This window comes from Xanthomonas hortorum pv. cynarae, assembly GCF_002939985.1.
GTDB classification, from domain to species: Bacteria; Pseudomonadota; Gammaproteobacteria; order Xanthomonadales; family Xanthomonadaceae; genus Xanthomonas; species Xanthomonas hortorum_D.
Genome location: NZ_MDFM01000032.1, coordinates 1 through 25,358 on the forward strand (window position 1 = coordinate 1; position 25,358 = coordinate 25,358).

Consider the following 25,358-nt stretch of genomic DNA (forward strand, 5'->3'; position numbering starts at 1 on the left):
ACACCTAAACTGCCAGAATCCGAACAGATAAGGCTCTTACGCGGCATCCATGCCGCGTAAGGTCCCGCGACGGTGAGCGGGCAAGGACCAGTGGAGATGGTCGGTGTGCATGGTGCAATCAATGCCTGACGTGGGTTGCTTAGATAACGGGGCGCCCGATCATCTTCTCAATGCAAGCCGAGCAGTGGACAAGCTTTAAGAAAGCAACCGACAAACTCTCTGGTGCGGTGTCCTCACCGATTGCGGGACCGTGTGGCGGCATGGATGCCGCCACCGAGCCTACAGGGACGTACTTGCGGCGTGTCCCGCGAGCGGTGAGGGCACCGCACGCTCGACCGACCAAGCTTTTGACTCCATCTAAACGCCGCCAAGACTCGACATCTTGATTGCCTTTGAATCGTTGGACAGTTGTTGCAACTTCCATATCCGCAATCTTGCCGCTATCAAAACAGCGTTCAAAAGGTGTTGTTAGCCGCTCTTGGCGCCGACCGCCTTCGCTGCGCGTGCGGCCTGCTGCTCGACCAGGGTCAGCGCAACGTTGTCGCGCAGATAGGCTGGCTCGACCCGCTCCGGTGCCACGCCTTCGCCGCGCAACAGCGCCGGCACGGCGAGCGTGAGCAGATCGGCAGCGTGCGGGAGCGCGGCTGCATCGACGCTGGTCAGCTGCGTTGCGAATCGCTGTTGCAGCAGTGCATCGGCAGCGGCGAATCCGGTGCCCACACCGGCAAAACGTTGCAGCGTATTCGGCAGAACCAAGGCGTCCGGTGCACAGACCACTTCCGGCGCCAGTTCCAGCAGCGTGTCGCTGCGGCGCTCGAACACGCCGGCATACACCTCGCCCATGCGCGCATCGATGCAGGCCATCACGTGCGTCGCATCGGCCGGCGCGCGCAAGGCCAGCACCTGTAGCGTGGAAACGGCAAGCACCGGCACGTCCAGGCCCAGGGCGATGCCTTGCGCGATGCCAATCGCCAGGCGCACGCCGGTGAAGGCGCCGGGGCCACGGCCGACCGCAATCGCATCCAGCTGGCGGCGCGCGATGCCTGCTTCGGCCAGCAGTTGCTCGGCCCACGGCAGCGCCAGCTCGGCGTGGCGGCGCGGCGCCAGTTCGAAGCGCTCGAGCACGCGGCCATCCACATGCAGCGCGACGGAACAGGCTTCGGTGGAGGTCTCGAACGCGAGGACTTTCATGACAGGACCGCAGGCAGGAAGGGAAAGATCACGCGTCGCCGAACGGCAACGCGTGCACGCCATTGTCGCCCACCGGCTCGGCGACGCCAAAAAACGCGCGCACATCGCCGATCTCGCGGGTGCGCGCAAACGGCGGCAGCGAGTTCATGAAGGTGCGGCCGTAGCCTTTGTTCAACAGCCGCGGGTCGCACAGCACCAGCACGCCGCGATCGGTCTCGCTGCGGATCAACCGGCCCACGCCCTGCTTCAGCGCAATCACCGCCTGCGGCAATTGCTCGTCGCGGAACGGGTTGCCGCCCTCGCGGCGGATCGCATCCAGGCGCGCTTCGAAGACCGGGTCGTCGGGCGCGGCAAACGGCAGCTTGTCGATCACCACCACGCTCAAGGCATCGCCGACCACGTCCACGCCCTCGCGGAAGCTGGCAGACCCCAGCAGCACACCGTTGCCGGAAGTGCGGAAACGCTGCAGTAACGTGGCGCGTGGCGCTTCGCCTTGCACGAACAAGGGCCACGGCGCACCGCGCAATGCCTCGGCGGCTTCGCGCAGCGCGCGGTGCGAGGCGAACAACAGGAATGCGCGGCCGTTGGAGGCTTCCAGTACCGGCGTCAATGCGGCGATCAGCGCCGTGCCGAAGCCGCGCGCCGCCGGATCGGGCAGATGCGGCGGCAGATAGCACAGCGCCTGGCGCGCCCAATCGAAGGGACTGGGCTGCAGCAAGGTCACCGGATCGCTCAAGCCCAGGCGCTGCGCAATGTGGTCGAACTCGCCGCCCACCGCCAACGTGGCCGAGGTGAACACCCATGCCGCGTGCGATTTTTCGCGGTGTTCGCGCAGCGGGCCAGAGACATCCAGCGGCGTGCGTTGGCAGCGGAAACCGCGCGGACTCAGCTCGTACCACAGCACATCGTTGTCGACGGTGTCCGGCAATTCCTGCGCAAAATCCAGCACCGGCGCGTCTTCGCCCAGCCAGCGCGACAGCCGCGCGAGCGCTTCCTGCGCGCGTGCAGAGCAGCCGTCGAACCCGGGCGATGCCTCGCGCAACGGCAGCAAGGCATCGCCCAACCGTGCCAGCGACGACAGCACCGCATCGAAGCCCTCGCGCACCTGCGGCTTGGCCAGCGCGCGCCATTGGGTGCCGCGTGGCGGCAGGCCTTCCATGCCTGAGCGCAGGCCGCGCAACGCTTCGTCCAAGGCGAGAATCGGTTCCTGCAGGCTGGCCTGCGCGCCGGCCACCAGCCGCGCTTCGACCATGCAATCGCGGGCCAGCTCCTGCCAGGGCCGCATGCCGAAACTTTCGCCAAAGAAATTCGCCGCCAGTTCCGGCAGCTGATGCGCTTCGTCGATGACGAAGGCCTGCGCGCCGGGCAGGATCTCGCCGAAGCCTTCCTGCTTGAGCGCCAGATCGGCCAGCAGCAGATGATGATTGACCACCACCAGGTCGGCGGCCTGCGCGCGCTGACGCGCCTGCACCACAAAACACTCGCTGTAGAACGGGCATTCGGTGCCCAGGCAGTTGTCGACCGTGGAAGTCACCAGCGGCAGCAGTGGCGAGTCGTCCGGTAGGGCTTCCATCTCGGCCATGTCGCCGAACTGGGTACGCCCGCTCCAGGCAACGATGCGATGGAACTGCGAGACCTGTTCGGGCGTAGAAAAACGCGGTTCGCCGCGCGCCTGCTGGGTGCGGTACTTGCACAGATAATTGGCGCGCCCTTTCAGCAGTGCGCTGCGCAGGCCGATGCCCAACGCGGCGCGTACGCGCGGCAGATCGCGATGGAACAACTGGTCCTGCAGCGCGCGGGTGCCGGTCGAGATGATGGTCTTGAGCCCGGACAGCAGCACCGGCACCAGATAGGCGTAGGTCTTGCCGGTCCCGGTGCCGGCCTCGGCCAACAGCACATCGCGCTGCTCGAACGCCTCGGCGATGGCGCCGGTCAGGCGCAACTGCGCGGCACGCGGCGCAAATGCGTCGAGCTGACGCGCAAGCGCCCCGCCCTCGCTGAGCGCCTCGATGCTGGCAGTGGCAAGTTGGGACATGGGATCGAACGGATGCGGGACACAGAAGCGCGACAGCCTAGCGCGTGCGCAGTGATGCTGCCTGGATTGCGCTTTATGGATTGCGGACTAGCGCCATTGCGCCAGCAACAGCCACCTCCCGTGCCTGCATCACCTCTGACGGCCTGCATAACGCAGCGAGCAGCATTCACATCAGCAGGGGGCAGCTTTCCAACCACCGATGCGCGGCAGTGACACCAGCTGCACCAAGCGCCGACCGCGCCCCCCTGGCGGTGAGCGCAGTCGGCCTGATTACTGCAATCAGTACCGCTTCACACCAGGCACCGTGCACCCGGCAATCTGCACCTTGGCCGAGGCGGCATTTTCTTTTTCGCCACGGGCAATTCGCGACTGCTCGATGGTGGCCCAGTGACGACGGCACAGCGGGCCGGTCTTGGAACCCAGTTCGATGGCCTGTTTGGCAAAGCGCTCGGCGGCCGGCCAATCGGCTTGCAGCACGGAAATTTCCGCACGCTCCTGCAGCACCGCCGGGTCGCCGGCGACCAGACCCAACGCCTGATCCAGCGCTGCAGCGGCGCCGGCCAGATCGCCGGCCTGGCGCTTGGCCTTGGCGGTCTCGCGCAGATCGTCCACCTGCGGGTCGCGCAGCGGCTGCACCGACAGTTCGGTGTCGTCGACGCCGGCCTCGCGTTCGATCAGCAACAGCCGCTGTGTCGGGGTGGTCGGGTCCACAGGTGCCGGCGGCGGCGGCGCGGGCGGCGCACTGACGCAGGCAGACAGCGCGGCAAGCACGCCGAAAAGGGCAAGGAGGCGGTGCAGTCGGTTCATGAGGTCACTCCAATTCAATGCGCGGGCGGGGGCGAGGCAGGCGCTTGCGCGGGTTCTTCCGGCTTTTTGTCCAGACCGAAGAAGCGGCGCCAGCCACCCCCGCCGGATTGTTCGGCAGGCGCTGCAGGATCGCCGGGCGCGCCTTCGATCGACGGTGCATTGCCGGCACACGGGGCGTAGGCCGGCGTGAACCCGACCACGAACGGGAACTGGCGCGCGCCCGGGCAACCGGGGTCGGTCACGCCGGTGCCGGCCGCATCCACCCACTGCCAATCCAGGCCCTTGCCGCTGACCTTCAACGGCGCACTCGGCAGCCGCGCGAAGATGCTCGACCACACCCGCATCGCGCCGGTGGCGCCGTACAGGCCGGTCTGCTCGTTCTGATCGTTGCCCATCCAGATCACCGCCAGATGGTCGCCGGTATAGCCGGCATACCAGCTGTCGCGGCCGTCGTTGGAAGTACCGGTCTTGCCGGCCGGCGACAGCCGGCCCAGGCCATAGCCCAGCAGTTGCCGCGCGGTACCGCCGCTCACCACTTGCTGCAAGGCGATGCTGATCAGGTTGGCGGCCACCGAATCACCTTCCTGCGCCGGAGCCGGGGTCTTGTCGTAGCGCTTGAGCAGCTTGCCCTGCGGGTCGAGCACGCCGCGCACCGCATGCAGCGGCTGGATCTCGCCACCGGCGGCCAGGAACTGATACAGCTGTGCCATGCCGTACGGGCTCTGATCGGTCGCCCCCAGGATCAGCGAGGGATTGGTGTCGGCCTTGATGCCGGCCAGCACCTGGATCAGCTGCGCGATGCGCTCCGGGCCGACCTGCATGCCCACGCGTACCGTGGCCTGGTTGTAGGAATGCGCCAGCGCATCGATCAGCCGCACCGTGCCATGACTGCGGTTGTCGGAATTGCCCGGCGACCAGGTCTTGCCACGGCTGAGCTGCACCGTCACCGGCGCATCGTCGACCCAGCTGGACAGCGCCCAGCGATCCGGCGAGGCCAATGCCAGCAAATACACGAACGGCTTGAGCAACGAGCCAACCTGCCGCTGTGCTTCGACGGCGCGATTGAAGCCGGGCTTGGCCACATCGCGGCTGCCGACCACCGCCAGCACATCGCCGTTATGCACATCGGTGAGCACCAGGCCGGCCTGCAGCGGCGGGCGCTTCTTGTTGTCCAGCCGCTTGATGGTGCCGGTCACTGCGCCTTCGGCGTACGCCTGCGCGGACGGCGACATGCCGGTGAGCACGCTCATGCCGGCGCCTTGCAGCACGCCTTCCGGGTAATCGTGCGCCAGCTGGCGCCGCACCAGATCCACGTAGGCCGGGAAGCGGTTGGCGGCGACCAGACCGGGTTCCTTGGGCACACCCAACGGCTCGGCCAGTGCGCGCTTGTACTCGGCCGCGTCGATCAGGTTGTTTTCGTGCAGTTTGCCCAGCACGAAATTGCGTCGATCCAGCGCACGCTCGGGGTTACGCCGCGGGTCGTAGTAGGACGGCCCCTTGACCAGCCCGATCAGCAAGGCGATCTGCTCGGTGGTCATCGAGTTGAGTTCGCGGCCGAACCACAGCTCCGCACCGGAGGACACGCCGTGGATCGCCTGCCCGCCGCGCTGCCCCAGATATACCTGATTGAGATAGGCCTCCAGGATGGTGCGCTTGTCGTAACGCGCCTCCATGATCACGGCATACAGAATTTCGTTGAACTTGCGGGTAACCGTCTGTTCCTTGCCGATGCCGAGCAGGCCGCTGCGTGCCAGCTGCTGGGTCAAGGTGCTGGCGCCCTGCCGCACCTGGCCGCCGGAGCGCGCCATGATCCAGGCCGCGCGCACCATGCCGCTGAGATCGATGCCGTGGTGGCTGTTGAAGTCGCGGTCCTCGACCGCCTGCAGGCCGGTGACCAGCAGCTCGGGCACTTCTTCCATGCGCACCAGGCGGCGCTCTTCCTGCTTCTGCCCGTACAGCGTGGCGATGCGCGCCGGGTCCAGGCGCGCACTTTTCAGCGCCTTGCGGTCGCCGGCATCGCGCAGGCTGGCCACACGCCCGCCCGACACGCTGACCTCGATGCGCCGCGCAGGCACCCGCCCGTCCACGTCGATGTAGCCGCGGCTGGCGATGGTGAAGCGGCTGCCGTCCTGCTGATAGGTACCGGCCAGTTTGGCTTGACCATCGTCACGGTACGAGGCTGCATCCAGCTCGGTCTTCAAGGTGGCCGCATCCAGCGCATCGCCGGGCACCAGCACCAATGGCCGCCCGTACACGCGGGTCGGGATCTGCCAACGCAGCTCGCCGAAACGCTGGGTGACCTGCTTGTTCAGATACACCGTGTAGGGAATCAGAAAACCAAGCGCCAGCGCGAATGCCGCAAAGGCCCAGACAATCAGCCTGCGTTGCCAGCGGGAGCCTTGCTCGTTGGTGTCGTCCTCGAAATCGTCGGGAGCGTCGTGGTCGTCGTGGCGTCGGGGCACAGGGATGCGAGAATGTAGAGTCCGGCGAGTCTAGCGCAGCGCTGTGGTGGTTGTGGTCAGCCGGACCCTTTGACTTAAGCTGGAGTTTCAACGCGATGTCGATGTCCCTGGCCGATGCACGCTATCTGTTCAATCGCGTGCTTGGGCTGATCCACCGCAGCGTGGCAAGCATGCGCACACGCGGCTGGCGCGCCACCTGGCAGCGCATTCGCGTGCACACGCAGGCGCCGCCGGTCGCGCTCGGCACGCCGCTGTGGTTGCCGGACCCCGCACCGTTTGCCGCGTTTGCGGTCCCGCATAGCGCCACGCCGCGCGTGACGCTGGTGATTCCGGTCTACAACCACATCGCACACACGCTTGCCTGTTTGCGCGCGCTGGCTGCGCATCCACCGCAACTGGATGTGGAAATTGTGGTGGTGGACGACGGCAGCAGCGATGCCACCGAGGCGCAGCTGCCGCAGATACAGGGCCTGCACTACCACCGCCGCACCAGCAATGGCGGTTTCATCGCCGCCTGCAACGACGGCATCGCACTGGCGCGTGGCGATTTCGTGGTGCTGCTCAACAACGACACCATTCCGCAACCCGGCTGGCTGGATCGGCTGATCGACACGTTCGCGCAGCATCCCAGCGCCGGCATGGTCGGCGCGCAACTGGTGTATCCGGACGGACGCCTGCAGGAGTCCGGCGGCGTGGTGTTCGCCGATGGCAGCGCCTGGAGCTACGGCCGCTTCGAATCGGCCGACGATCCGCGCTACGCGTATGTACGTGCGATGGACTATTGCTCGGGCGCCGCAATTGCGCTGCCACGCGCGTTGCTGCAGACGCTGGGCGGGCTGGATCGCCGTTACATGCCTGCATATTACGAAGACACCGATCTGGCGTTTGCGGTGCGTGCGGCCGGGTATCGGGTGCTGGTGCAGCCGGCCAGTGTGGTGGTGCATGACGAAGGTACCAGCAACGGCACCGACACTCGCACCGGGGTGAAGGCGTATCAGGTCCGCAATCAAGCCGTGTTCGCCGAAAAATGGCAGCAGGCGCTGGCAATGCAGTTGCCGGTCGGCACCGTGCCTGCGCCTGCGCTGCTGCATCGCGGCCAACGCCAGGTACTGATCCTGGACGAGAGCGTGCCGCAGCCGGACCGCGATTCCGGCTCGCTGCGGCAGTTCAATCTGATCCGCCTGCTGTGCGAAGAAGGCGCGCATGTGGTGTTCGTGCCCACCCGCCGCGAACACGCCGGGCGACATACGCAGGCACTGCAGCAACTGGGTGTGGAAGTCTGGTATGCGCCGTTTCTGGATGGCATCGGCAGCTGGCTACGCACACATGGCGCGCGCTTTGCGGTGGTGCTGCTGGTACGCCATCACGTTGCGCATGCCTGCCTACCGTTGCTCAAACAATACGCCCCGCAGGCGCGCACCCTGTTCGACACCGTCGATCTGCATTACCTGCGCGAACGCCGCGGCGCGGAGCTGGCCGGCGATGCCAACCTGTTGCGCGCGGCAGAACGCACCCGCCTGCGCGAACTGGAGATCATGGCCGCCACCGACGTCACGCTGCTGGTCTCGGCAGCCGAACAGGCGCAGCTGCAGGCGGACGCACCGCAGATCCGCACCGCCCTGCTCTCCAATCTGCATGAAGTGGCCGGTAGCGGTCATCCCTTCGCGCAACGTCGCGACCTGGTGTTCGTGGGTGGCTTCCGGCATCCGCCCAATGTGGATGCGGTGCAATGGTTCATCAGCGCGATCTTTCCGCAGGTGCGTGCGCAGTTGCCGGAGGTGATCTTCCACTGCATCGGTGCGGATATGCCGGAGGCACTGAAGCTCTTGGCCGACGAGTGCCCGGGCGTGCAATTGCACGGACATGTGCCGGATCTGGTGCCGTATATGGACACTGCGCGCATCGCGGTGGCGCCGTTGCGCTTCGGCGCCGGCGTCAAGGGCAAGATCAATCTGAGCATGGCACACGGCCAACCAGTGGTCGGCACCACCTGTGCAGTGGAAGGCATGCATCTGCGCGATGGCGAAGATGTATGCGTAGCGGATAACGCCGACGCCTTCGCCGCTGCGATTGTGCGCCTGTATCGGGATGCAGCGCTGTGGCAGCGCCTGGCCGACAACGGCTTGCGCAACGTGGCGCAGCATTTTTCGCTGGATGCCGCGCGTAGCACGGTACGCGCGTTGTTTATCGAGGCTTGAGTTGCCTGCCACTGGCGTGCGTGCCTTGGTACACCAGCGCTGCCAGCGTGGCCGGGCACGTAGCGGGAGTTGGGGGGGCGGAGCTGCCATTCCCTGCGCGCCGCCCAGGCCTCGCGCTCAAGGAAGCGCCGTCAAAAGCGGCCTCCACCTCAGCGCTGCTCAGCTACCGCCTTGACCCGGCGCGTAAACTCGACCAATTCCGGCAGCCCCGGATCCAGCTGACGCGCCTCATCCTGCGCGCGCCTTGCAAACGCCGCATCCTCCTGCCCCAACCGCTCGCTGCCCACCGCAATCCAGCGCTGAGCCAGACGTCGGCGCGCGCCGATCAGCGCCTCGCCATTCGGCGTCAATGCCTGCCACGCATCCAAGCAACCGCGCGCGGCACGCAGACGGTTGTTGCGCAACTCGTCCTCGAAACAGCGCTGGCTCGCCGGCGCCACGCGTGCGGCGGCCTGCAATACGCGCGGATCGCGCGGTGCCAGCGCCTGCGCTGCTCGCACCGCGTCGTAGGCACTGGCGCCGGGCGGGGTCATCCATTGCTGCTGCGCTTCGGCATCTGTCACCCGTTGCAACAGCGCGCGCAGACGGCGCTCGCGTGCACCACGCGACAAACCGGTTTCAGGGCTGCGTTGTGCATCGCGTGCGCGCGCAATCGCCTGTTCTGCCTGCGCGATCGATGCAGCGCCCGGCACCAGGGCGCGCGCCTCCTGCAGCGATTGCAGTGCAGCGTCGAAGTGGAAATCCGCCGCCTGCCGGCTGGCCTGCGCGGCGTATTCGCTCGCGACCTGATCGAGCCCGCGACGCGCTGCGGCATCGTCTGGCTCGGCCGCCAGCACGGCGTTGAAATCGCGTGCGGCCGGCGCCAGGCGACCACGCCGCAACAAGCCTTCCGCGCGTTGACGGCGCTGCTCCAGCACGCGGTGGTAGTGGCCTTCGGTCAGCGGTACATCGGCATGCCCGGCGTCGTAGCGCTTGGCAGCGGCCAGCAACATCCCAGCATCGCCGAGCGCGTCGCGCGCCAGTGCATGGCGGGCCTGCGCCAGCAGATCGGTCAGGGCATCTTCGCGCCCTTCCAGGGCATCGGTGCGGTCCGGCGCCAGGGTCAGGATGCGTTGGTACAACGGCAATGCACTGTCCGGCGTGCCATCCAGGCGTCCTTGTTGCTGCGCGGCCACGGCCTGCGCGAACAAGGCATCCAACCCGGCGCGACGTGCCTGCAGCGCGCGCAAGCGCAGCGTGACTGGCGCGATCTGCGCTTGCGGCACTTCCAGCGCAGTCGCCAGCGCCAGTCTGCGTTGCGCTCCGGCGGCGTCACCGGCCGCGATTGCCGCACGCGCCTGCACCACTGCGGCGGCACCGGTGCGCGCCAGTCCGGCACGGGCTTCGCTGCGGTCGCTATCCAAGGCGAGCGCGGCAGCGAACAGTTCGCGCGCGCCGCTGCCATCGGCGGCACTGAGTTGGCCGCGCGACAAGGCCGCATCGCCCCGTTGCAGCAGCTGCTGGATACGCGTATCCGGCCACAGCCAATCGGCCAGCGGCTTGCGCAATACGATCGTGGTCAACAGCAGGCATGCGCAAAGCACCAATGCCACGCGCCATAGCGCACGGCTGCGCAACGGCGCCCAGAGGCGGGGCGATCTGGCCCAGCGCGGAAGCGGGAGCATGCGGTGGCGTCCATCCTTGGCGCGACCTGACGGGGACGCGTTCACACCGCTATGGTAGCCGGCCGTTGCGAAGACGATGTGCGCTTCGGGATTCGGGATTCGGGATTCGGGATTCGTCAGGCAAGCACACCTTTCTTGCTGTGTGTGCCGCCTGTTTCAAATCGATGGGCGCTGGCGAGGTGTGCGTCGCTCAGCCGAGTCGCCGCACCTCGCTCACCCCGGGTAAGGCATCCAGCTTGCCAAGCAAGCCGGACAGCTGGTCGTAATCGCTGACCTTCAAACGCAAACGCAGTTGCGCGCGGCCGGTGTCACGCACGTTGTCGCTGTTGATCTCCAGCACATGCGCATCCTCCTGCGCGATCAGGTTGGTGATGTCCTTCAGCAGCCAGCGCCGATCGACTGCGCGCACCTGCACATCCACTTCGTAGCCGCTGCCGGCCTGGCCCCATTCCACCGGCAACAAGCGCTGCGGATGCGCAGCAGCCAGACGCGACAGCGCCGCGCAATCGGTGCGATGCACGGTGATACCGCGGCCACGGGTCAGATAGCCGGCGATCGGCTCGCCCGCCACCGGCTGGCAGCAGCGCGCCAGCTGCACCAGCAGATTGCCCACGCCCTGCACGGTGAACTTGGATTTGCCCAGACCCTCGCGCCGCGCGGTGGGCCGTGGCGGCGCCGGTACCGCAGGCTGCGAGGCAGCGCGCTCGGCTTCCAGCAGCGCACGGCTGACCTGATTGGGCCCGGTATCGCCCAGCGCCACCTGGATATACAGATCGTCGATGTTTTCGGCGTGGAATTTACGCGTCGCCACACTCAGATCGGAGTGCTGCAGGCCCAGGCGCTTGAGCTCGCGATCCAGCAACTCCTTGCCCGCGTGCACGTTGCGCGCACGGTCGAGCTTGTGGAACCACGCGCGCACCTTGTCGCGCGAGCGCCCGCTGGCCAGGAATCCGTTGGACGCCAGCAACCAGTCGCGGCGCGGGTCGGCTTCCTTGGCGGTCATGATCTCCACCCGGTCGCCGCTGCGCAGCCGGTAGGTCAGCGGCACGATGCGATCGTTGACGCGCGCGCCGCGGCAGCGATGCCCGACCATGGTGTGCACGTGATACGCAAAATCCAGCGGCGTGGCGCCTTGCGGCAGATCGATCACCTCGCCCTTCGGCGTCAGCGCATACACGCGGTCTTCGATCAGCTCGGCATCCAGCGCGCCGGCCAGTTCGCCGTGGTCGCCCTCCTGCACCTGCTCCAGCAGCTGCCGCATCCACAGGATCTTGCGGTCGAACGCCTTCTCGGCGCCCTTGCCGCCCTCTTTGTACTTCCAGTGCGCCGCAACCCCGAGTTCGGCCTGCGCGTGCATCTCGTGGGTACGGATCTGGATTTCGATCGTGCGCCCTTCCGGGCCCAGCACTGCCGTGTGCAGCGAGCGATAGTCGTTGGCCTTGGGCCGGGCGATGTAGTCGTCGAACTCGCTCGGCACCGGCGCCCATAGCGAATGCACCGCACCCAGGGCGGCGTAACAGGCGGCCACGTCGTCGACCATCACCCGCACCGCGCGGATGTCGTATAGCTGGTCGAACGACAGGCGCTTTTTCTGCATCTTCCGCCAGATGCTGTAGATGTGTTTGGGCCGCCCGCTCACTTCCGCACGCAGGCCCTGCTGGGTCAACGACGTCGACAAGGTGCGCTTGACCGTTTCGAGATAGCGCTCGCGCGCCACGCGGGTTTCGTCCACCTCGCGGGCGATGCGGCGGTAGGTGTCCGGCTCCAGATGCCGGAACGCCAGGTCTTCCAGCTCCCACTTCACCTGCCAGATGCCCAGCCGGTTGGCCAGCGGTGCGTGGATGTCGCGGGTGAGCTGGGCAAGCGCGCGGCGTTGTTCCTCGCTCAGGCGGTCGGCCACGCGCATGCGCGCCAGCTGCCGCGCCAGCAGGATCGGCACCACCCGCAGGTCGTGGATGATGGACAGCAGCAGCCGCCGCAAGCCTTCGCTGTTGCGCCCGGCCTCGCGCCCGGCATGCAGCGCCCAGACCTGATCGGCCGCATCCAGCCCATCGAGCAAACCTTCAACCACCACACGCCGTTCGGCCGGTTGCCATGGCAGGCTCGCGACCACGCCGCGCAAGGCGGGCAGATCGAACAGCAATGCGGCAATCAAGGTGGCCTCATCGGCCGCCAGCAGCGCCAGCGCATCCAGCGTGTCGGCAAGCAGCGCCCACGGCACGGCATCGGCTTGCGCTGGCGGCACGTTCTGCCAGGCCTGCGCCAATGCGTCGCGCAAGGCGGGCGCGATCGACGCAATGGCAGGACGCTGCAGCACGGCATGCAGGCGGTCGAATGAGGAACTGGTCACAGCGGTAGACACGGGCGTGGGCAACAACAATGGTCTGACAGCTACGGTAACGTGCGCGTCACCTTCTCCACAACGCGCAATCGCAGCGCAGCCACGGAAATCCGACACCGTTGCGCTTATGACCGGTTCACCCGCCAACGCCTTGATTCGCAACCGCTCTGCGATGGAGACGCATCAACGCAGCGCGCCAGTTGCGACGTAATGGCGGCTTTTTACAAGCTATTTACAATTAAAATATACCGACTGCCTATGCTCGGCCCACGTCATCGCTGCATTACGCCGCGACGGCGTTTTTCCATCCACTGCGAGATAGCCGATGAAGACCTGGAAGAAGCCTGTCGTTCGTGAAGTCAATTGTGGCGCCGAGATCAACTGCTACGTCTCCGGCGAATTCTGAGCTCACCTGCCGCCCTTCCTCTTGATGCATGACCGGCTTGCTGCCGGCAGATAGGTAACAGTTCTCCATGCGCATCATCGTTCTGGGATCGGCGGCCGGCGGTGGGCACCCGCAGTGGAATTGCCACACCCCCGCGAGTCAACGGGCGTGGCAACAAACAGACGGTGCCCAACGTCGTACCCAGGCCAGTATCGCCGTCAGCGCCGACGGCCAACGCTGGGTACTGATTAATGCCTCACCCGATTTCCGTCAACAAATTCTCGCAACGCCTGCGCTTTGGCCGCAGCACGGCCTGCGCCATTCGCCGATTGAAGCAGTGCTGCTGACCAGCGGCGAGATCGACCATATCGCCGGGTTGCTGTCGATGCGAGAGAGCCAGGTGTTCTCACTGCATGCAAGCAGTCGCGTGCTTGATCTGCTTTCGCAAAACCCCATCTTCGATGCGGTCAATCCGCAGTATGTGCAGCGCCAGCCATTCGCGCTCGATACGCCGTTGTCGCTGCTGGGTTTGCAGCTCACGCCATTCTCGGTGCCCGGCAAGGTACCGCTGTTTATGGAATCGCGCAGCGGCGGCGATCTGGCCGGTTCCAACGAAGAAACCCTCGGGCTCACCATCGACGATGGCCAGCACCGCGTGCATTACATTCCCGGCTGCGCGGCAATGACCGATGCGTTGCGTGCGCGTCTGCAAGGCGCCGAACTGGTGTTCTTCGACGGCACGCTGTGGCGCGACGACGAGATGGTGCAACTGGGCATCAGCCAGAAAACCGGTCAGCGCATGGGTCACATGAGCATCGACGGCCCCGACGGCACCATCGCCGCCTTCGCCCCGCTGGATGTGGCACGCAAGATCTTCATCCATCTCAACACCACCAATCCCGTGCTCGACACCCACTCGCCGGAGTACGCCAGCGCGCGTGCCAGCGGCTGGGAGGTCGCGCACGACGGCCTGGAGATCACCCTGTGACCGCCCTGCTCACCCCCGACCAACTGGAAGCGGACCTGCGCGCCATCGGCGCCCGTCTGTACCACGACCAGCATCCATTCCACGCGCTCTTGCACGAGGGCAAGCTCGATCGCGGCCAGGTCCAGGCCTGGGCGCTGAATCGCTTCGAGTACCAGCGCTGCATTCCCTTGAAAGACGCCGCGATTCTGGCGCGTATGGAAGACCCGGCGCTGCGGCGGATCTGGCGTCAACGCATTCTCGACCACGATGGCAACAGCGCCAGCGATGGCGGCATCGCGCGTTGGCTGCACCTGACCGATGCGCTTGGCCTGGATCGCACGCTTGTTGAATCCGGCCGTGCGCTACTGCCCGGCACCCGTTTCGCCGTGCAGGCCTACCTGCAGTTCGTGCGCGAAAAAAGCCTGCTCGAAGCGATCGCCTCTTCGCTCACCGAGCTATTCGCCCCCAACATCATCGGCCGACGCGTGGCCGGCATGCTCAAGCACTACGACTTCGTCTCGCCCGAGGCGCTGGCCTACTTCGAGCATCGCCTGACCGAAGCGCCGCGCGATTCGGATTTCGCACTCGACTACGTCAAGCAGCACGCCACTACCGTCGAGAAGCAGGAGCTGGTGAAGGCCGCGCTACACTTCAAGTGCTCGGTGTTGTGGGCGCAACTGGATGCCTTGCACGTGGCCTACGTCACCCCGGGCATCGTGTGGCCGGATGCGTTCGTGCCCGAGCGCGATGCCAGCCGGGCCGCTGCGTGAGCAGCATCACCCGCGACTGCCAACCTGCCCTGCGCGCAGGCGTGCGCCTGCAGCATGACCGCGCACGCGACCAGTGGGTGCTGCTGGCGCCCGAGCGGGTGGTCGAGCTGGACGAGATCGCGCTGGTGGTGGCGCAGCGCTACGACGGCGTGCGTTCGCTGGCGCAGATCGCGCAGGAACTGGCGGCCGAATTCGATGCCGACGCGGCAGACATCGAGGTCGATGTAATCGAACTCACCAACACCCTGCATCAGAAACGCCTGCTGCGACTATGAGCATCGCCCCGCCGCCACTGTCCGTGCTGCTGGAGCTGACTCATCGCTGCCCGTTGGCGTGCCCGTATTGCTCCAACCCGATCGCACTGGCAGCGCTGCGCGAGGAAATGGACACCGCAGGCTGGTGCTCGTTGCTGCAGCAGGCCGCCGACATGGGCGTGCTGCAGGCGCATTTTTCCGGTGGCGAACCGATGCTGCGCAAGGACCTGCCCGAGCTGGTGGCGCATGCGCGCGCGCTCGGGTTGTACAGCAATCTGATCACCTCCGGCGTGGCCGGCGGCGAGCCGATGCTGGACCAATTGCAGGCTGCCGGACTGGAACACGTGCAGCTGAGCGTGCAGGACGTCGACCCGGCCGGTGCCGACCGCATTGCCGGCTATCGCAACAGCTTGTCAAAGAAGCGCGACTTCGCTGCCGCTGTGCGTGCGCGAGGTCTGCCGCTGACGCTCAACGCTGTACTGCACCGTCATAACGCCGAGCGCGTGCCGGGCATGATCGCGCTGGCGCTGGAATGGCAAGCCGAGCGTATCGAAGTGGCGCACACCCAGTATTACGGTTGGGGCCTGCGCAATCGCGCCGCGTTGATGCCCAGCCGCGAGCAACTGATGACCACGATTAAGGCAGTGGAAACCGCACGCCGCGAGCTCGGCGACCGCCTGGCGATCGACTTCGTCACGCCCGATTACTACGCGCGCCAGCCCAAACCCTGCATGGGCGGCTGGGGCCAGCGCTTCGTCAATATTTCCCCGCGTGGCGATGTACTGCCCTGCCACGCGGCCGAAACCATCGAGGGCATGCGCTTCGACAATCTGCGCGAGCGCTCGCTGGCCGATATCTGGAACAACGGCGAGGCGTTCGTGCGCTTCCGCGGCACGGCGTGGATGCCCGAGGTGTGCCAGGGCTGCCCCAAGCGCGAGATCGACTGGGGCGGCTGCCGCTGCCAGGCCCTGGCGCTGGCTGGCGATGCCGCCACGCTGGACCCCGTGTGCGAACGCTCGCCGCGGCATGCCGAGGTGCGCGCCACCGCCGAACGCGAGGCCGCCGCGCCCGCACCTGAGTTTGTCTACCGCCGTCCCGAACGTGCTGCGCGCGCGACCGTAGCGACGGTAGACGAGGAGTAATTCACAGCAGCAGCTTGGCCTTTCTGCGCATCTGCCTGCCACCTCTCCATGCGGCGCAAAAGGGCCTGTGGCTATTGGAGGCGAGCACCACGCAGCGAGCGCCGTAGGCCAAGCTGCACGATGCGCGCAAGCGTCTACACTAGCGGCCTCTTCGTCTTCCGGATCGCCTCCATGTCGCTCGCGCGCCGCATTCCCCTGCTGGTCTGCCTGACCTTCGCGTTGACCGCTCTCCCGGCCCTGGCGCAGCGCGCCGTGCAAGGCGATCTGCAGTCGCAGATGAGTGCCGAGCAATTCAAGGCAGCCGGCCTGGACAAGCTCAATGCCAGCGAGTTGGCCGCGCTCAACGACTGGCTGCAGGGCAAGGTCGCCAAGGAAGCGGCCGTGGTGGTCGAACAAGCCAAGGAAGCCGGCCGCCAGGAAGTGATCGTCAAGAACCGCGGCTTCTTCGATTTCGGCAGCAAGGAGCCGATCGAAAGCACGATCGTTGGCGAGTTCAAGGGCTTCTCTAAGGGTCGCGTCTACACGCTGGCCAATGGTCAGGACTGGGAGCAGACCGACGCCGCCAGCTTGGCCGGCGTTCGCAAGGATGCGCCCAAGGTCAAGATCAAGCCAGGCCTGGTCGGCGTGTGGTATCTGCAGATCGAGGGCTACAACACGCCTGCCAAGGTGCGTCGGGTCAAGTAAGCGCGGCTGACTGACGACTACGCCGCCTTGTCCAAACAGGCTTGCGGCTACAAACAGAGTCCACCGACAAACAGGCGCTACCCCAGCTGGGGAGCGCCTGTCCTGTTTGCGCATTGAAGTCCGCACAGACACCTCCAAAACCGCCTGTTTAGCGCTTGAGTGCGTCAACAAGATCGATCCAACCCGACTGATCCATTGACATCGTTGTCACCAACTCCTACACAGGCCCGTACTCGCTGACGGCATCGGACGCTCGGCGAACCCTTGAGGATTGAATGTGGCTGCGACCTCGCGTTCTGCTCACACTGCTTTATTGCCCGCTTGCCCCACTGCCACCGGCTTCATCGCTGCCGATGTCGGTGGCACGCATGTGCGTGTCGGCCACGTGGCGTATGCGGGCAACGCAGCGATCGAGTTGTCGCACTACCGCACTTATCGCGGCAGCGAGCACGCCAGTCTGGAGGCGATCCTCGGCGACTTTCTGCAGCAGGTGCGCGGTGTCGATGCGGTGGTGATCGCCAGTGCCGGTGTCGCACTGGACGATGGCAGCTTCATCAGCAACAACTTGCCGTGGACGATTTCGCCCAGCCAGATACGTCACGCGCTGGCAGTGCGCAGCGTGCATCTGGTCAACGATTTCGAAGCGGTCGCCTACGCCGCGCCACAGATGCAACAACGCGCGGTGCTGCAGCTCAGCGGGCCGACGCCACGGCATACGCGCGCCGCCGGTCCGATCCTGGTGGTCGGTCCCGGCACCGGGCTTGGTGCTGCAGTGTGGATCGATGCCAAGCCTCGTCCGATCGTGCTCGCCACCGAGGCCGGCCAGGTTGCGTTGGCCAGCACCGACGACAGGGAGCTGCAACTGCTGCAGATTCTCCAGCGCGGCCAGCCCTATCTGCCCCTTGAGCATGTGTTGTCCGGCCCCGGCCTGCTCAATCTCTACAACGCCGTGTGCGAACTGCACGCGGTGCCGCCACGCCATCGCCTGCCGGCCGCGATCACGCATGCAGCACTGCACGAAGACGATGCGGTGGCGCTCGACTGCCTGCACAGCTTCTGCGCATTGCTGGGCAGCGCGGTCGGCGATATGGCGCTGGCCTACGGCGCTGCCGGCGGCATCTATCTGGCCGGCGGGATCCTGCCGACGATCGGGCAGTTTCTGGCCAACAGTACTTTTCGCGAACGTTTTTTAGCCAAGGGAAACATGCGTGCGCTGCTCGAGCGCATCCCGGTCAAGCTGGTCGAGCACGGGCAGCTGGGCGTGCTCGGCGCGGCCAACTGGTATCTGCAACAACACGTCCACGTGTCGTAAGCGATCCACCACGCGTTTGTGCTCCCCGCAAAACGCGCGACATCAAGACCCGCATCCGGCGAGCTGTCGCTCGCCGTCCATCCCTGTGCGTGATGAGGAGAGACATCATGAAATACAGCACCACCCTGCTGTCCAGCGCGATCGCGTTGTCGCTGGCATTCGCGGCGCAAGCCCAGGACAACAATGACCCGCAAGCCACCGACCTGGACGCCGTGCAAGTCGTCGGCATCCGCGCGAGCCTGGAAAAATCGCTCGACACCAAACGCAACAACACCGGCATTTCCGAAGCGATCACCGCCGAAGACATCGGCAAGTTTCCCAGCACCAATGTGGCCGAAGCGCTGTCGCAGATTCCCGGCGTGACCCTGGACCGCCGCTTTGGCCAGGGCGAACGGGTGAGCATCGACGGCACCGACCCCAGCCTCAATCTATCGTTCCTGGACGGGCATCCGGTGGCGCAGGCGATCTGGTTGTATGGCGAGCAGCCCAGCCGCGGATTCGATTACACCTTGCTGGCACCGCAGATCCTGGGGCGTGTGGAAATTCTCAAATCCTCCGAAGCGCGTCTGACCGAAGGCAGCCTGGGCGGCACCGTGTTGATGCACACACGACAACCGCTCGATCTGGAGGTCAACGAGGTCGCCGCCTCCATCGGCTACAGCTACAGCGCGCAAGCCAGCCAGGGCAAACCGAATGCGGCACTGCTCTACAGCTGGAAAAACGCCGCCGACACCTTCGGCATCGCGGTGTCGGCGCAGCATTACGAAGAACGCGTCGACCGCCGCGGCATGGAAGTGTTCGGCTACGCGCCGGCCGGCAGCTTCGCTAATGCGGCCGGCAGCGTCCCCGCCGACGCGGACGTGCCCAATTCGATCAATGCGGCCTGGTTTCAGCAGGATCGCGAACGCGACAGCGCGGTGGTCAACCTGCAACTCAAGCCCAGCGAGGCGCTGGAGTTCAACCTCAGCGGCCTGTACATCAACGAGAATTTCGACAACTACAACCAGTCGATGTACAGCTTTCTGACCTGGAATCCTGGCACGGTTGCGGCAGTGGACCAGCTCGGCGGGCTGCGCAACGGGGTGGTGACCAGCGGGCATTCCAGCGCCAATGCCGACCCGCTCGGCGGCACGGTGATCTACGACAACAACGTGCGCGAATCGGAGGTGACCACCAAAGGCCTGGACCTGCGCGGTGCGTTTCGCGGCGATGGCTGGGGCCTGAGCGGGCAGCTCGGCCAGAGCAAGTCGGAGAACAAGGACCTCTCGCAATACTTCATCGAGCCGTTCTACAACGGCGGTTTCAGTTGGGATACGCGGCGTGGCATTCGCTTCGACGATCCGGCGCGCGCGCGAGACCCGGCCAACTGGGGATCGGCGGGTGGCTGGTTCGGCAATAACGGCATCTTCTCGACCGAAAGCAAGGACACCTATGGTCAACTGGATCTCGCTGTGCAGTTCGACAGCGTGTTCAATCAGTTGCTGCTGGGCGTGCGCCACGGCAAACACGAGGAGCGCTTCGAGCTCAATGTCTATGGCGGCGTCACGCCGGGCACGCTGGCCGATGTGGGCACGATCGGGCTGACCGATCTGCAGGACTTCTATCCCGATCATGGGCAGCATGTGCAGGCAGGTCGCAACAATGTGCTGAACTGGATCCGCAACAGCCCGGTCGACTACGGCGCGCCGGACCCGTCCAGTTATCTCAACAACACCTGGGCGCTGCAGCAGACCAATAACGCGGCGTACGCACAGCTGAATTTCTCAGGCGGCGGTTTGCGCGGCAATCTCGGGCTGCGCTATGTGGACTCCAAGACCGAAGGCAGCGGCTTTGTCTACAGCGGCACGCCGTCGCTGCTGAATGCCGACAGCCTGTGGCAGACACGCACCCGCAAGGAAGACTTCCTGCTGCCTTCGCTCACGCTGGCCTACGAGGCTGCAGACGACTGGGTGTTTCGCTTCGCTGCGGCCAAGGTGATCGCCTGGGCACCGTACAACCAGATGGTCAACAACACCTTCCTCAACGACACCACGCTGACCGGCAGCGGCGGCAATGCGGAGCTGTCGCCGTACGAATCGTGGAACTTCAATCTATCGGCCGAGTACTACTTCGCACAGCAGTCGGTGGTGGCGTGGTCGGTGTTCTACAAGAAGATCGACAACTACATCGACACCAGCGCCAGCGTGGAGCGCCAATACAACGCGCTGCGCGACACCGCACCGCAGAGCTGGGCGCAACTGGTCGGCAGCAATGGCTGCAGCGCAGATGGCTATTGCAATTACAGCATCCAGCGGCCACGCAATGCCGGCGACGGCAAGGTCAAGGGCTTCAACATCGCGTTCCAGCAACCGTTCGGCGACAGCGGCTTTGGCCTGACTTCCAATTACACCTACGCCAATGGCGAAAACAACACCGGCGATGCGCTGCCTTACCAGTCGCGCAACAGCGTTGCCTTCAGTCCGTACTACGAGAAAGGCCCGCTCAATGCACGGCTGACCTACAACTGGCGCGACAGCTACCTGGCAGGCGGCTACGTGGCCGGTGCGGCACCGGCGAGCGTGGATGATTACGCCGAACTCGGCGCGAGTGTCGGCTATGCATTCAGCCCGAACTGGTCGCTGCAAATCGATGCGCAGAACCTGTTGGACGAGGAGTACCTGCAGTATCTCGGCGACAAGCAACATCTGGCCGGCCGCTACAAGAGCGGGCGCCGTTACATGGCGAGCCTGCATGTGAAGTTCTGAGGGTATGACCAAAGCCCGCGCGCAGCGTCAGCAAGCTGCGCCCGGGCAGCATGGACCAACCCACGCGGCGGGCTCCAGGTATGCCGCACGCACCTGTCTGACACGCGCTCAGCAGGTTTTTTAGAGGCGTCATGTGGCTGCATGCGCTGGCCGCTCAGATGCGATCTGTCGGAGCGGCCAGTGGATGTCGATCCGCATGGATCAGCGCGTCTGGTGATCACCTCGACCCTGGCGCATCCGGCACCATTCAAGCGCGCAACGCAGCCACCCGCTGCGACAACTTCTTCGCAGACACGCCCGACTTGGCGCCCAGCTCCTGCGCGAACACCGAGACGCGCAACTCTTCCAGATCCCAGCGCAGCGACTCCCACTCGGGACGCTGCTGCAAACCGCGTGCGGCCGCATCACCCAACGCATCCACGAACGGTTTGAGTTCGAGCATGCGTGTCTGGTCGCGAGCCGGATCGCGTTTGGCCCGCTCGGTACGCAGGATCATCGCCTTGAGATAGCGCGGGTAGTTGGCCAGCGCCTCAGCCGGGGTCTCGCGCAGGAAGCCGGCATGCACCAACGCGCGCAACTGCTGCTCCATATCGTCCAGATTGCCGCGCGCCCAGCCCATCAACGGCGCTTCCAGCAAGGGCTTGAGTTCGGCCACGGCACCGAGAATGCTTTCGGCCAGTGTCAGGCGTTCCATCGCCTCGCCGAACAAGCGCTTGGTCGCATCGTCGCGGCGTTGCGCAAAGGCACCCGCGTCGCGAATCGCGCCCAGCCCTTCTGCCAGCACCGCATTGAGCGCGGCATCGACCAGATCGCCGCGCAGTCGCTCCTGCGACTCGATCGCCGCGTACAACAACCCGGTTTTGGGCGACACCGGCAATTGCTTGCGCGCCTGCTTGATCTTGTCGGCAAGCGCGATTTCCAGCAGCCGGCGCACGCCGCGCGGATGCGCCTGCGCCGCTTCGTTACGGTCGGCAAAGATGCGCAGCGCTGCGTCTTCGCCCTGATCCACCAACGCCGGATACGCCGGCACACCGGCCTCGCCCGACACCTGTTCGGGGATCGGGGTGGCCGGGAAATCGCGCAAGCCCTCGGCAGCCAGGGCGCGGCCGGCACGTGCGGCAAACGCCTGCCCCGCCCGCTCGCCGAAGCGTGCGCGCAACCCGTCCAGATCGCGCGACTCGGCCAGCACCTTGCCGTCGTCATCGCGCAGGCGCAGGTTCATCAGCAGATGCGTGTCCAGCGCCTCCTCGTCGAAATCCAGCGCCGCCACCTGCGTGCCGGTGGCCTTGCTCAGAAAGCGCGCCAGCTCGCCACGGATATCGTCGGCCGACGCAATGCTGTAGGCCTCGTAGAACGCGCGCCCGAAATCCGGCGCCGGCACATAGTTACGGCGCTGCGCCTTGGGCAGGCTACGAATCAATGCAGATGCCTTGTCGGCAACAAAGCCAGGCGCCAGCCACGACAGCCGCGTTGGATCCAGCGCATTGAGCAGATGCAACGGCACATCCAGGGTGACGCCGTCATCGATGGCCCCCGGCTCGAAGCGGTAATGTAACGGCAGCCGCGCATCGCCAAGGGAGAAATACTTCGGGAAGCGATCGGCCTCGCTGCCTTCGCCGGGCAGCAGATCGTTCAACGACCAATGCAGGCTGCGGCGTTTGTCCGGCGGCAAGGTTTTCCACCATGCATCCAGGCCGATGGCCGAATGCAGTTCGGACGGAATGCGATCCAGATACCAACGTGCCTGCCACTCTTCGTCGGCCACGATGCCGGCGCGACGCAACTTGGCTTCTTCTTCGCGCGCCTGCTCCAGCACCTTGAGGTTGTCGGCCACGAACGCCGCGCGCGTATTGATTTCGCCCGTCACCAGGCCCTGACGCACGAACAGGTCGTGCGCGGCGGCCGGGTCGATCTTGCCGAAATGCACCGGCTTTTTCGGCGCCAGCACCAGCCCGAACAGGCTGATCTGCTCGGAGGCGACCACCTGCCCCTGCGCACGCGACCAATGCGGGTCGAAATGCTTGCGCGCCAGCAGATGCGGCAGCTCTGCGATCGCCCAATCCGGCTCGATCGCGGCGTTGGTCATGCCCCAGACTTTCTGCGTGTCCAGCAGCGTGGCGGCCAGAATCCACGGCGGCGGTTTGCGCGCCAACGCCGAGCCAGGGAACGGCACGAACCGGCGTTGTCGCGCGGCGAGGAAATCGCCTTTTTCGGTGCGATGGCCGATCTGCGTCGGCAGGCCGGCCAACAGCGCGCGATGCAAGGCCTGATACGCCGCAGCGCGTTCGCGCTCGCTGGTCCGTGCCGATACTTCAGCAGCCTCGGCCTGCTTGTTCGTAGCTGCGGAGGTGGTGCGTGCAGGTGCCGCACTTGGCTCCGGCTTGCCTTCGCGCGCCAGACGCGCGGCGCGATGCAGCTGCCCGCGCGTGGGCCGGTTGGCGTTGTGGCCGTCCTCGCGCGGCGGTGCGTTGGCACCGGCCAGCAGCGGCGCCATCATCACCGCGGCCGGCTCTTCGCTCCAACCGAGTTCTTCGCACAACAAGCGTAGCTGCCGATGCAGTTCGCGCCACTCGCGCATGCGCAAAAAGCCCAGAAAATGTCGATTGCACCAATCGCGCAACTTGGACTGGGTGAGCTCTTCGTGCACCTGTCGATATGCTTCCCACAAGCGCAGGATGCCGACGAATTCCGAGCGCGCGTCGGCAAACAGCGCATGTGCGTTGTCGGCGGCCTCGCGCGCTTCGGGCGGGCGCTCGCGCGGATCCTGGATGCCCAGGAAGGAGGCGATGACGATCATCTCGCGCAGGCAGCCGTGCTGCTGCGCGGCCACCAGCATGCGCGCCAGTTTGACGTCCACCGGCAGGCGCGCCATCTGGCGGCCGGTCGCGGTCAGGCGGCGCTCGCCATCGATCGCGCCCAGCTCCAGCAACTGCTGCCAGCCATCGGCCACCGCACGCTCGTCCGGCGCTTCCAGAAACGGGAAATCCTCGATCCGCCCGAGACCCAGTTGCAGCATGCGCAGGATCACGCCCGACAACGACGCGCGCCGGATCTCCGGGTCGGTGAACGCTGGCCGGGCGGCAAAGTCGGCTTCGGCATACAGGCGGTAGCAGATGCCCTCGGCGATGCGCCCGCACCGGCCCATGCGCTGGTTGGCGCTGGCTTGCGAAATCGGCTCGATATGCAAGCGGTCCAGCTTCTGACGCGGGCTATAGCGCTTGATGCGCGCAAAACCTGGGTCCACCACATAGCGGATGCGTGGCACCGTCAGCGAGGTCTCGGCCACGTTGGTGGCCAGCACCAGGCGGCGCCGCGGGCCCGGATTGAACACCCGGTCCTGGTCCTGCGCAGACAGCCGCGCGTACAACGGCACCACTTCGGTTTCGCGGTATTTGCGCCGTTCCAGCGACTGATGCGCATCGCGGATTTCGCGCTCGCCGGGCAGGAACATCAGCACGTCGCCGCGCGGGTCGATACGGGTGATTTCGTCGATCGCCGCCACGATCGCATCGTTGACGGTGCGCTCGCCATCGCGGCCGTTGCCTTGCTCGCCGTCGCTGTCAGTACCGGCGTCGCCTTCGAGCGGGCGATAGCGCACCTCGACCGGAAACGTGCGTCCTTCCACACTGATCACCGGCGCATCGTTGAAATGCTGCGCGAAACGCTCGGTGTCGATGGTGGCCGACGTCACGATCAACTTCAGATCGGGACGCTTGACCAGCAACTGCTTGAGATAGCCAAGCAAAAAATCGATGTTGAGGCTGCGCTCGTGCGCCTCGTCCACGATGATGGTGTCGTAGGCCGACAACCAGCGGTCGCTGGCGATCTCGGCCAGCAGGATGCCGTCGGTCATGAACTTGATCCGCGAGTCTTCACCAACCCGGTCGGTGAAGCGCACCTGGAAGCCCACCGTGGTGCCCAACGGCGTCTTCAACTCCTCGGCCACGCGTGCAGCCACCGCACGTGCGGCGATCCGGCGCGGCTGGGTGCAGCCGATCATGCCTGCGGCGCCCCGCCCGGCCGCCAGACACAGCTTGGGCAGCTGGGTGGTCTTGCCCGAGCCGGTTTCGCCGGCAATGACCACCACTTGATGATCGCGGATCAACGCGATGATGCGCTCGGCCTCGCGCGCGATCGGCAGTTGCGTGTCCAGCGTGATGGCGGGCTGCTGCTCGGCGCGCGCCTTGCGCTGCGCCTGCGACGCCGCCAACGCCTGCTCGAAGGCCTGGCGCAGCTGCACGTTGCCGGGTTTGCCTTGCCAGCGCGACCATAGGCCGAGCAAGCGGCCCCGGTCGCGGCTCATGCCGCCATCGACGGCACTACGGCCCTCGCGCAAGGTGGTGGCCAGGTCGGTATCGATAGCGCTCATTGATGAAAAAATGTGAAAGATTGAATGACGAGT

16 protein-coding genes are annotated in these 25,358 nt (G+C 65.8%); 9 read left to right on the forward strand and 7 right to left on the reverse strand.

Going from position 1 to position 25,358, the window contains the following annotated elements:
• Positions 1 to 468: 468 nt before the first annotated feature.
• From tsaB to mrcB, 4 genes are all read right to left on the reverse strand, one after another.
• Positions 469 to 1,191: a tRNA (adenosine(37)-N6)-threonylcarbamoyltransferase complex dimerization subunit type 1 TsaB gene (tsaB, locus tag XcyCFBP4188_RS18300; protein ID WP_006452753.1), complete on the reverse strand. Its 723-nt coding sequence runs from the start codon at positions 1,189 to 1,191 to the stop codon at positions 469 to 471.
• 28 nt (positions 1,192 to 1,219) lie between these two features.
• Complete coding sequence (yoaA, locus tag XcyCFBP4188_RS18305; protein WP_006452754.1) at positions 1,220 to 3,226, reverse strand: DNA repair helicase YoaA; 2,007 nt, start codon at positions 3,224 to 3,226, stop codon at positions 1,220 to 1,222.
• A 279-nt stretch (positions 3,227 to 3,505) separates the two neighbouring features.
• Complete coding sequence (locus XcyCFBP4188_RS18310) at positions 3,506 to 4,033, reverse strand: hypothetical protein (RefSeq protein ID WP_006452755.1); 528 nt, start codon at positions 4,031 to 4,033, stop codon at positions 3,506 to 3,508.
• 14 nt (positions 4,034 to 4,047) lie between these two features.
• Positions 4,048 to 6,495 carry a penicillin-binding protein 1B gene (gene mrcB, locus XcyCFBP4188_RS18315; protein ID WP_104592582.1) on the reverse strand — a complete coding sequence of 816 codons (2,448 nt, stop codon included), beginning with the start codon at positions 6,493 to 6,495 and terminating at the stop codon, positions 4,048 to 4,050.
• A gap of 95 nt (positions 6,496 to 6,590) precedes the next feature.
• Here mrcB and XcyCFBP4188_RS18320 point away from each other — a divergent pair, with 95 nt between their 5' ends.
• Entirely contained in the window at positions 6,591 to 8,693 is a 2,103-nt protein-coding gene (locus XcyCFBP4188_RS18320) for a glycosyltransferase (protein ID WP_006452757.1), read from the forward strand.
• A 149-nt stretch (positions 8,694 to 8,842) separates the two neighbouring features.
• Here XcyCFBP4188_RS18320 and XcyCFBP4188_RS18325 read toward each other — a convergent pair whose 3' ends face one another.
• Both XcyCFBP4188_RS18325 and XcyCFBP4188_RS18330 read right to left on the reverse strand, forming a co-directional pair.
• Positions 8,843 to 10,357 carry a hypothetical protein gene (locus XcyCFBP4188_RS18325; RefSeq protein WP_104592583.1) on the reverse strand — a complete coding sequence of 505 codons (1,515 nt, stop codon included), beginning with the start codon at positions 10,355 to 10,357 and terminating at the stop codon, positions 8,843 to 8,845.
• A 190-nt stretch (positions 10,358 to 10,547) separates the two neighbouring features.
• Positions 10,548 to 12,734: a RelA/SpoT family protein gene (locus XcyCFBP4188_RS18330; protein WP_104592596.1), complete on the reverse strand. Its 2,187-nt coding sequence runs from the start codon at positions 12,732 to 12,734 to the stop codon at positions 10,548 to 10,550.
• 289 nt (positions 12,735 to 13,023) lie between these two features.
• Between XcyCFBP4188_RS18330 and pqqA the strand changes: the two genes are divergently transcribed.
• The 8 genes from pqqA to XcyCFBP4188_RS18370 all read left to right on the forward strand — a co-directional run bounded on the left by pqqA (position 13,024) and on the right by XcyCFBP4188_RS18370 (position 20,956).
• The gene (gene pqqA / locus XcyCFBP4188_RS18335) at positions 13,024 to 13,104 is read left to right on the forward strand and encodes a pyrroloquinoline quinone precursor peptide PqqA (RefSeq protein WP_002812057.1); all 81 of its coding nucleotides are present in this window, start codon (positions 13,024 to 13,026) and stop codon (positions 13,102 to 13,104) included.
• Between the two features lie 67 nt (positions 13,105 to 13,171).
• Entirely contained in the window at positions 13,172 to 14,071 is a 900-nt protein-coding gene (gene pqqB, locus XcyCFBP4188_RS18340) for a pyrroloquinoline quinone biosynthesis protein PqqB (protein ID WP_043910884.1), read from the forward strand.
• Positions 14,068 to 14,820, forward strand: coding sequence for a pyrroloquinoline-quinone synthase PqqC (gene pqqC, locus XcyCFBP4188_RS18345; RefSeq protein ID WP_006452761.1), 753 nt, complete (start codon positions 14,068 to 14,070; stop codon positions 14,818 to 14,820). The genes pqqB and pqqC overlap by 4 nt, the downstream gene beginning before the upstream one ends.
• Positions 14,817 to 15,095, forward strand: coding sequence for a pyrroloquinoline quinone biosynthesis peptide chaperone PqqD (pqqD, locus tag XcyCFBP4188_RS18350; RefSeq protein ID WP_006452762.1), 279 nt, complete (start codon positions 14,817 to 14,819; stop codon positions 15,093 to 15,095). Before pqqC ends, pqqD begins: the two co-directional genes overlap by 4 nt.
• On the forward strand, positions 15,092 to 16,216 hold the full coding sequence (gene pqqE / locus XcyCFBP4188_RS18355) for a pyrroloquinoline quinone biosynthesis protein PqqE (RefSeq protein WP_006452763.1): 1,125 nt from the start codon (positions 15,092 to 15,094) through the stop codon (positions 16,214 to 16,216). The genes pqqD and pqqE overlap by 4 nt, the downstream gene beginning before the upstream one ends.
• Before the next feature lie 171 nt (positions 16,217 to 16,387).
• Positions 16,388 to 16,900, forward strand: coding sequence for a hypothetical protein (locus tag XcyCFBP4188_RS18360; protein ID WP_074058016.1), 513 nt, complete (start codon positions 16,388 to 16,390; stop codon positions 16,898 to 16,900).
• A gap of 277 nt (positions 16,901 to 17,177) precedes the next feature.
• Positions 17,178 to 18,212 carry a glucokinase family protein gene (locus XcyCFBP4188_RS18365; protein ID WP_104592597.1) on the forward strand — a complete coding sequence of 345 codons (1,035 nt, stop codon included), beginning with the start codon at positions 17,178 to 17,180 and terminating at the stop codon, positions 18,210 to 18,212.
• A gap of 107 nt (positions 18,213 to 18,319) precedes the next feature.
• Positions 18,320 to 20,956, forward strand: coding sequence for a TonB-dependent receptor (locus XcyCFBP4188_RS18370; protein ID WP_104592584.1), 2,637 nt, complete (start codon positions 18,320 to 18,322; stop codon positions 20,954 to 20,956).
• Between the two features lie 247 nt (positions 20,957 to 21,203).
• Here the strand turns inward: XcyCFBP4188_RS18370 and hrpA are convergent, their stop codons facing one another.
• On the reverse strand, positions 21,204 to 25,325 hold the full coding sequence (hrpA, locus tag XcyCFBP4188_RS18375; RefSeq protein WP_104592585.1) for an ATP-dependent RNA helicase HrpA: 4,122 nt from the start codon (positions 25,323 to 25,325) through the stop codon (positions 21,204 to 21,206).
• Between the last annotated feature and the right edge of the window lie 33 nt (positions 25,326 to 25,358).

Excerpts from the sequence above, each read along its gene's own strand:
- pqqA (WP_002812057.1), top strand. The coding sequence starts at position 13,024 with ATGAAGACCTGGAAGAAGCCTGTCGTTCGTGAAGTCAATTGTGGCGCC.
- XcyCFBP4188_RS18325 (WP_104592583.1), bottom strand. The coding sequence starts at position 10,357 with ATGCTCCCGCTTCCGCGCTGGGCCAGATCGCCCCGCCTCTGGGCGCCG.
- XcyCFBP4188_RS18310 (WP_006452755.1), bottom strand. The coding sequence starts at position 4,033 with ATGAACCGACTGCACCGCCTCCTTGCCCTTTTCGGCGTGCTTGCCGCG.
- XcyCFBP4188_RS18320 (WP_006452757.1), top strand. The coding sequence starts at position 6,591 with ATGTCGATGTCCCTGGCCGATGCACGCTATCTGTTCAATCGCGTGCTT.
- hrpA (WP_104592585.1), bottom strand. The coding sequence starts at position 25,325 with ATGAGCGCTATCGATACCGACCTGGCCACCACCTTGCGCGAGGGCCGT.
- yoaA (WP_006452754.1), bottom strand. The coding sequence starts at position 3,226 with ATGTCCCAACTTGCCACTGCCAGCATCGAGGCGCTCAGCGAGGGCGGG.
- pqqB (WP_043910884.1), top strand. The coding sequence starts at position 13,172 with ATGCGCATCATCGTTCTGGGATCGGCGGCCGGCGGTGGGCACCCGCAG.
- pqqE (WP_006452763.1), top strand. The coding sequence starts at position 15,092 with ATGAGCATCGCCCCGCCGCCACTGTCCGTGCTGCTGGAGCTGACTCAT.
- XcyCFBP4188_RS18360 (WP_074058016.1), top strand. The coding sequence starts at position 16,388 with ATGTCGCTCGCGCGCCGCATTCCCCTGCTGGTCTGCCTGACCTTCGCG.
- tsaB (WP_006452753.1), bottom strand. The coding sequence starts at position 1,191 with ATGAAAGTCCTCGCGTTCGAGACCTCCACCGAAGCCTGTTCCGTCGCG.
- XcyCFBP4188_RS18370 (WP_104592584.1), top strand. The coding sequence starts at position 18,320 with ATGAAATACAGCACCACCCTGCTGTCCAGCGCGATCGCGTTGTCGCTG.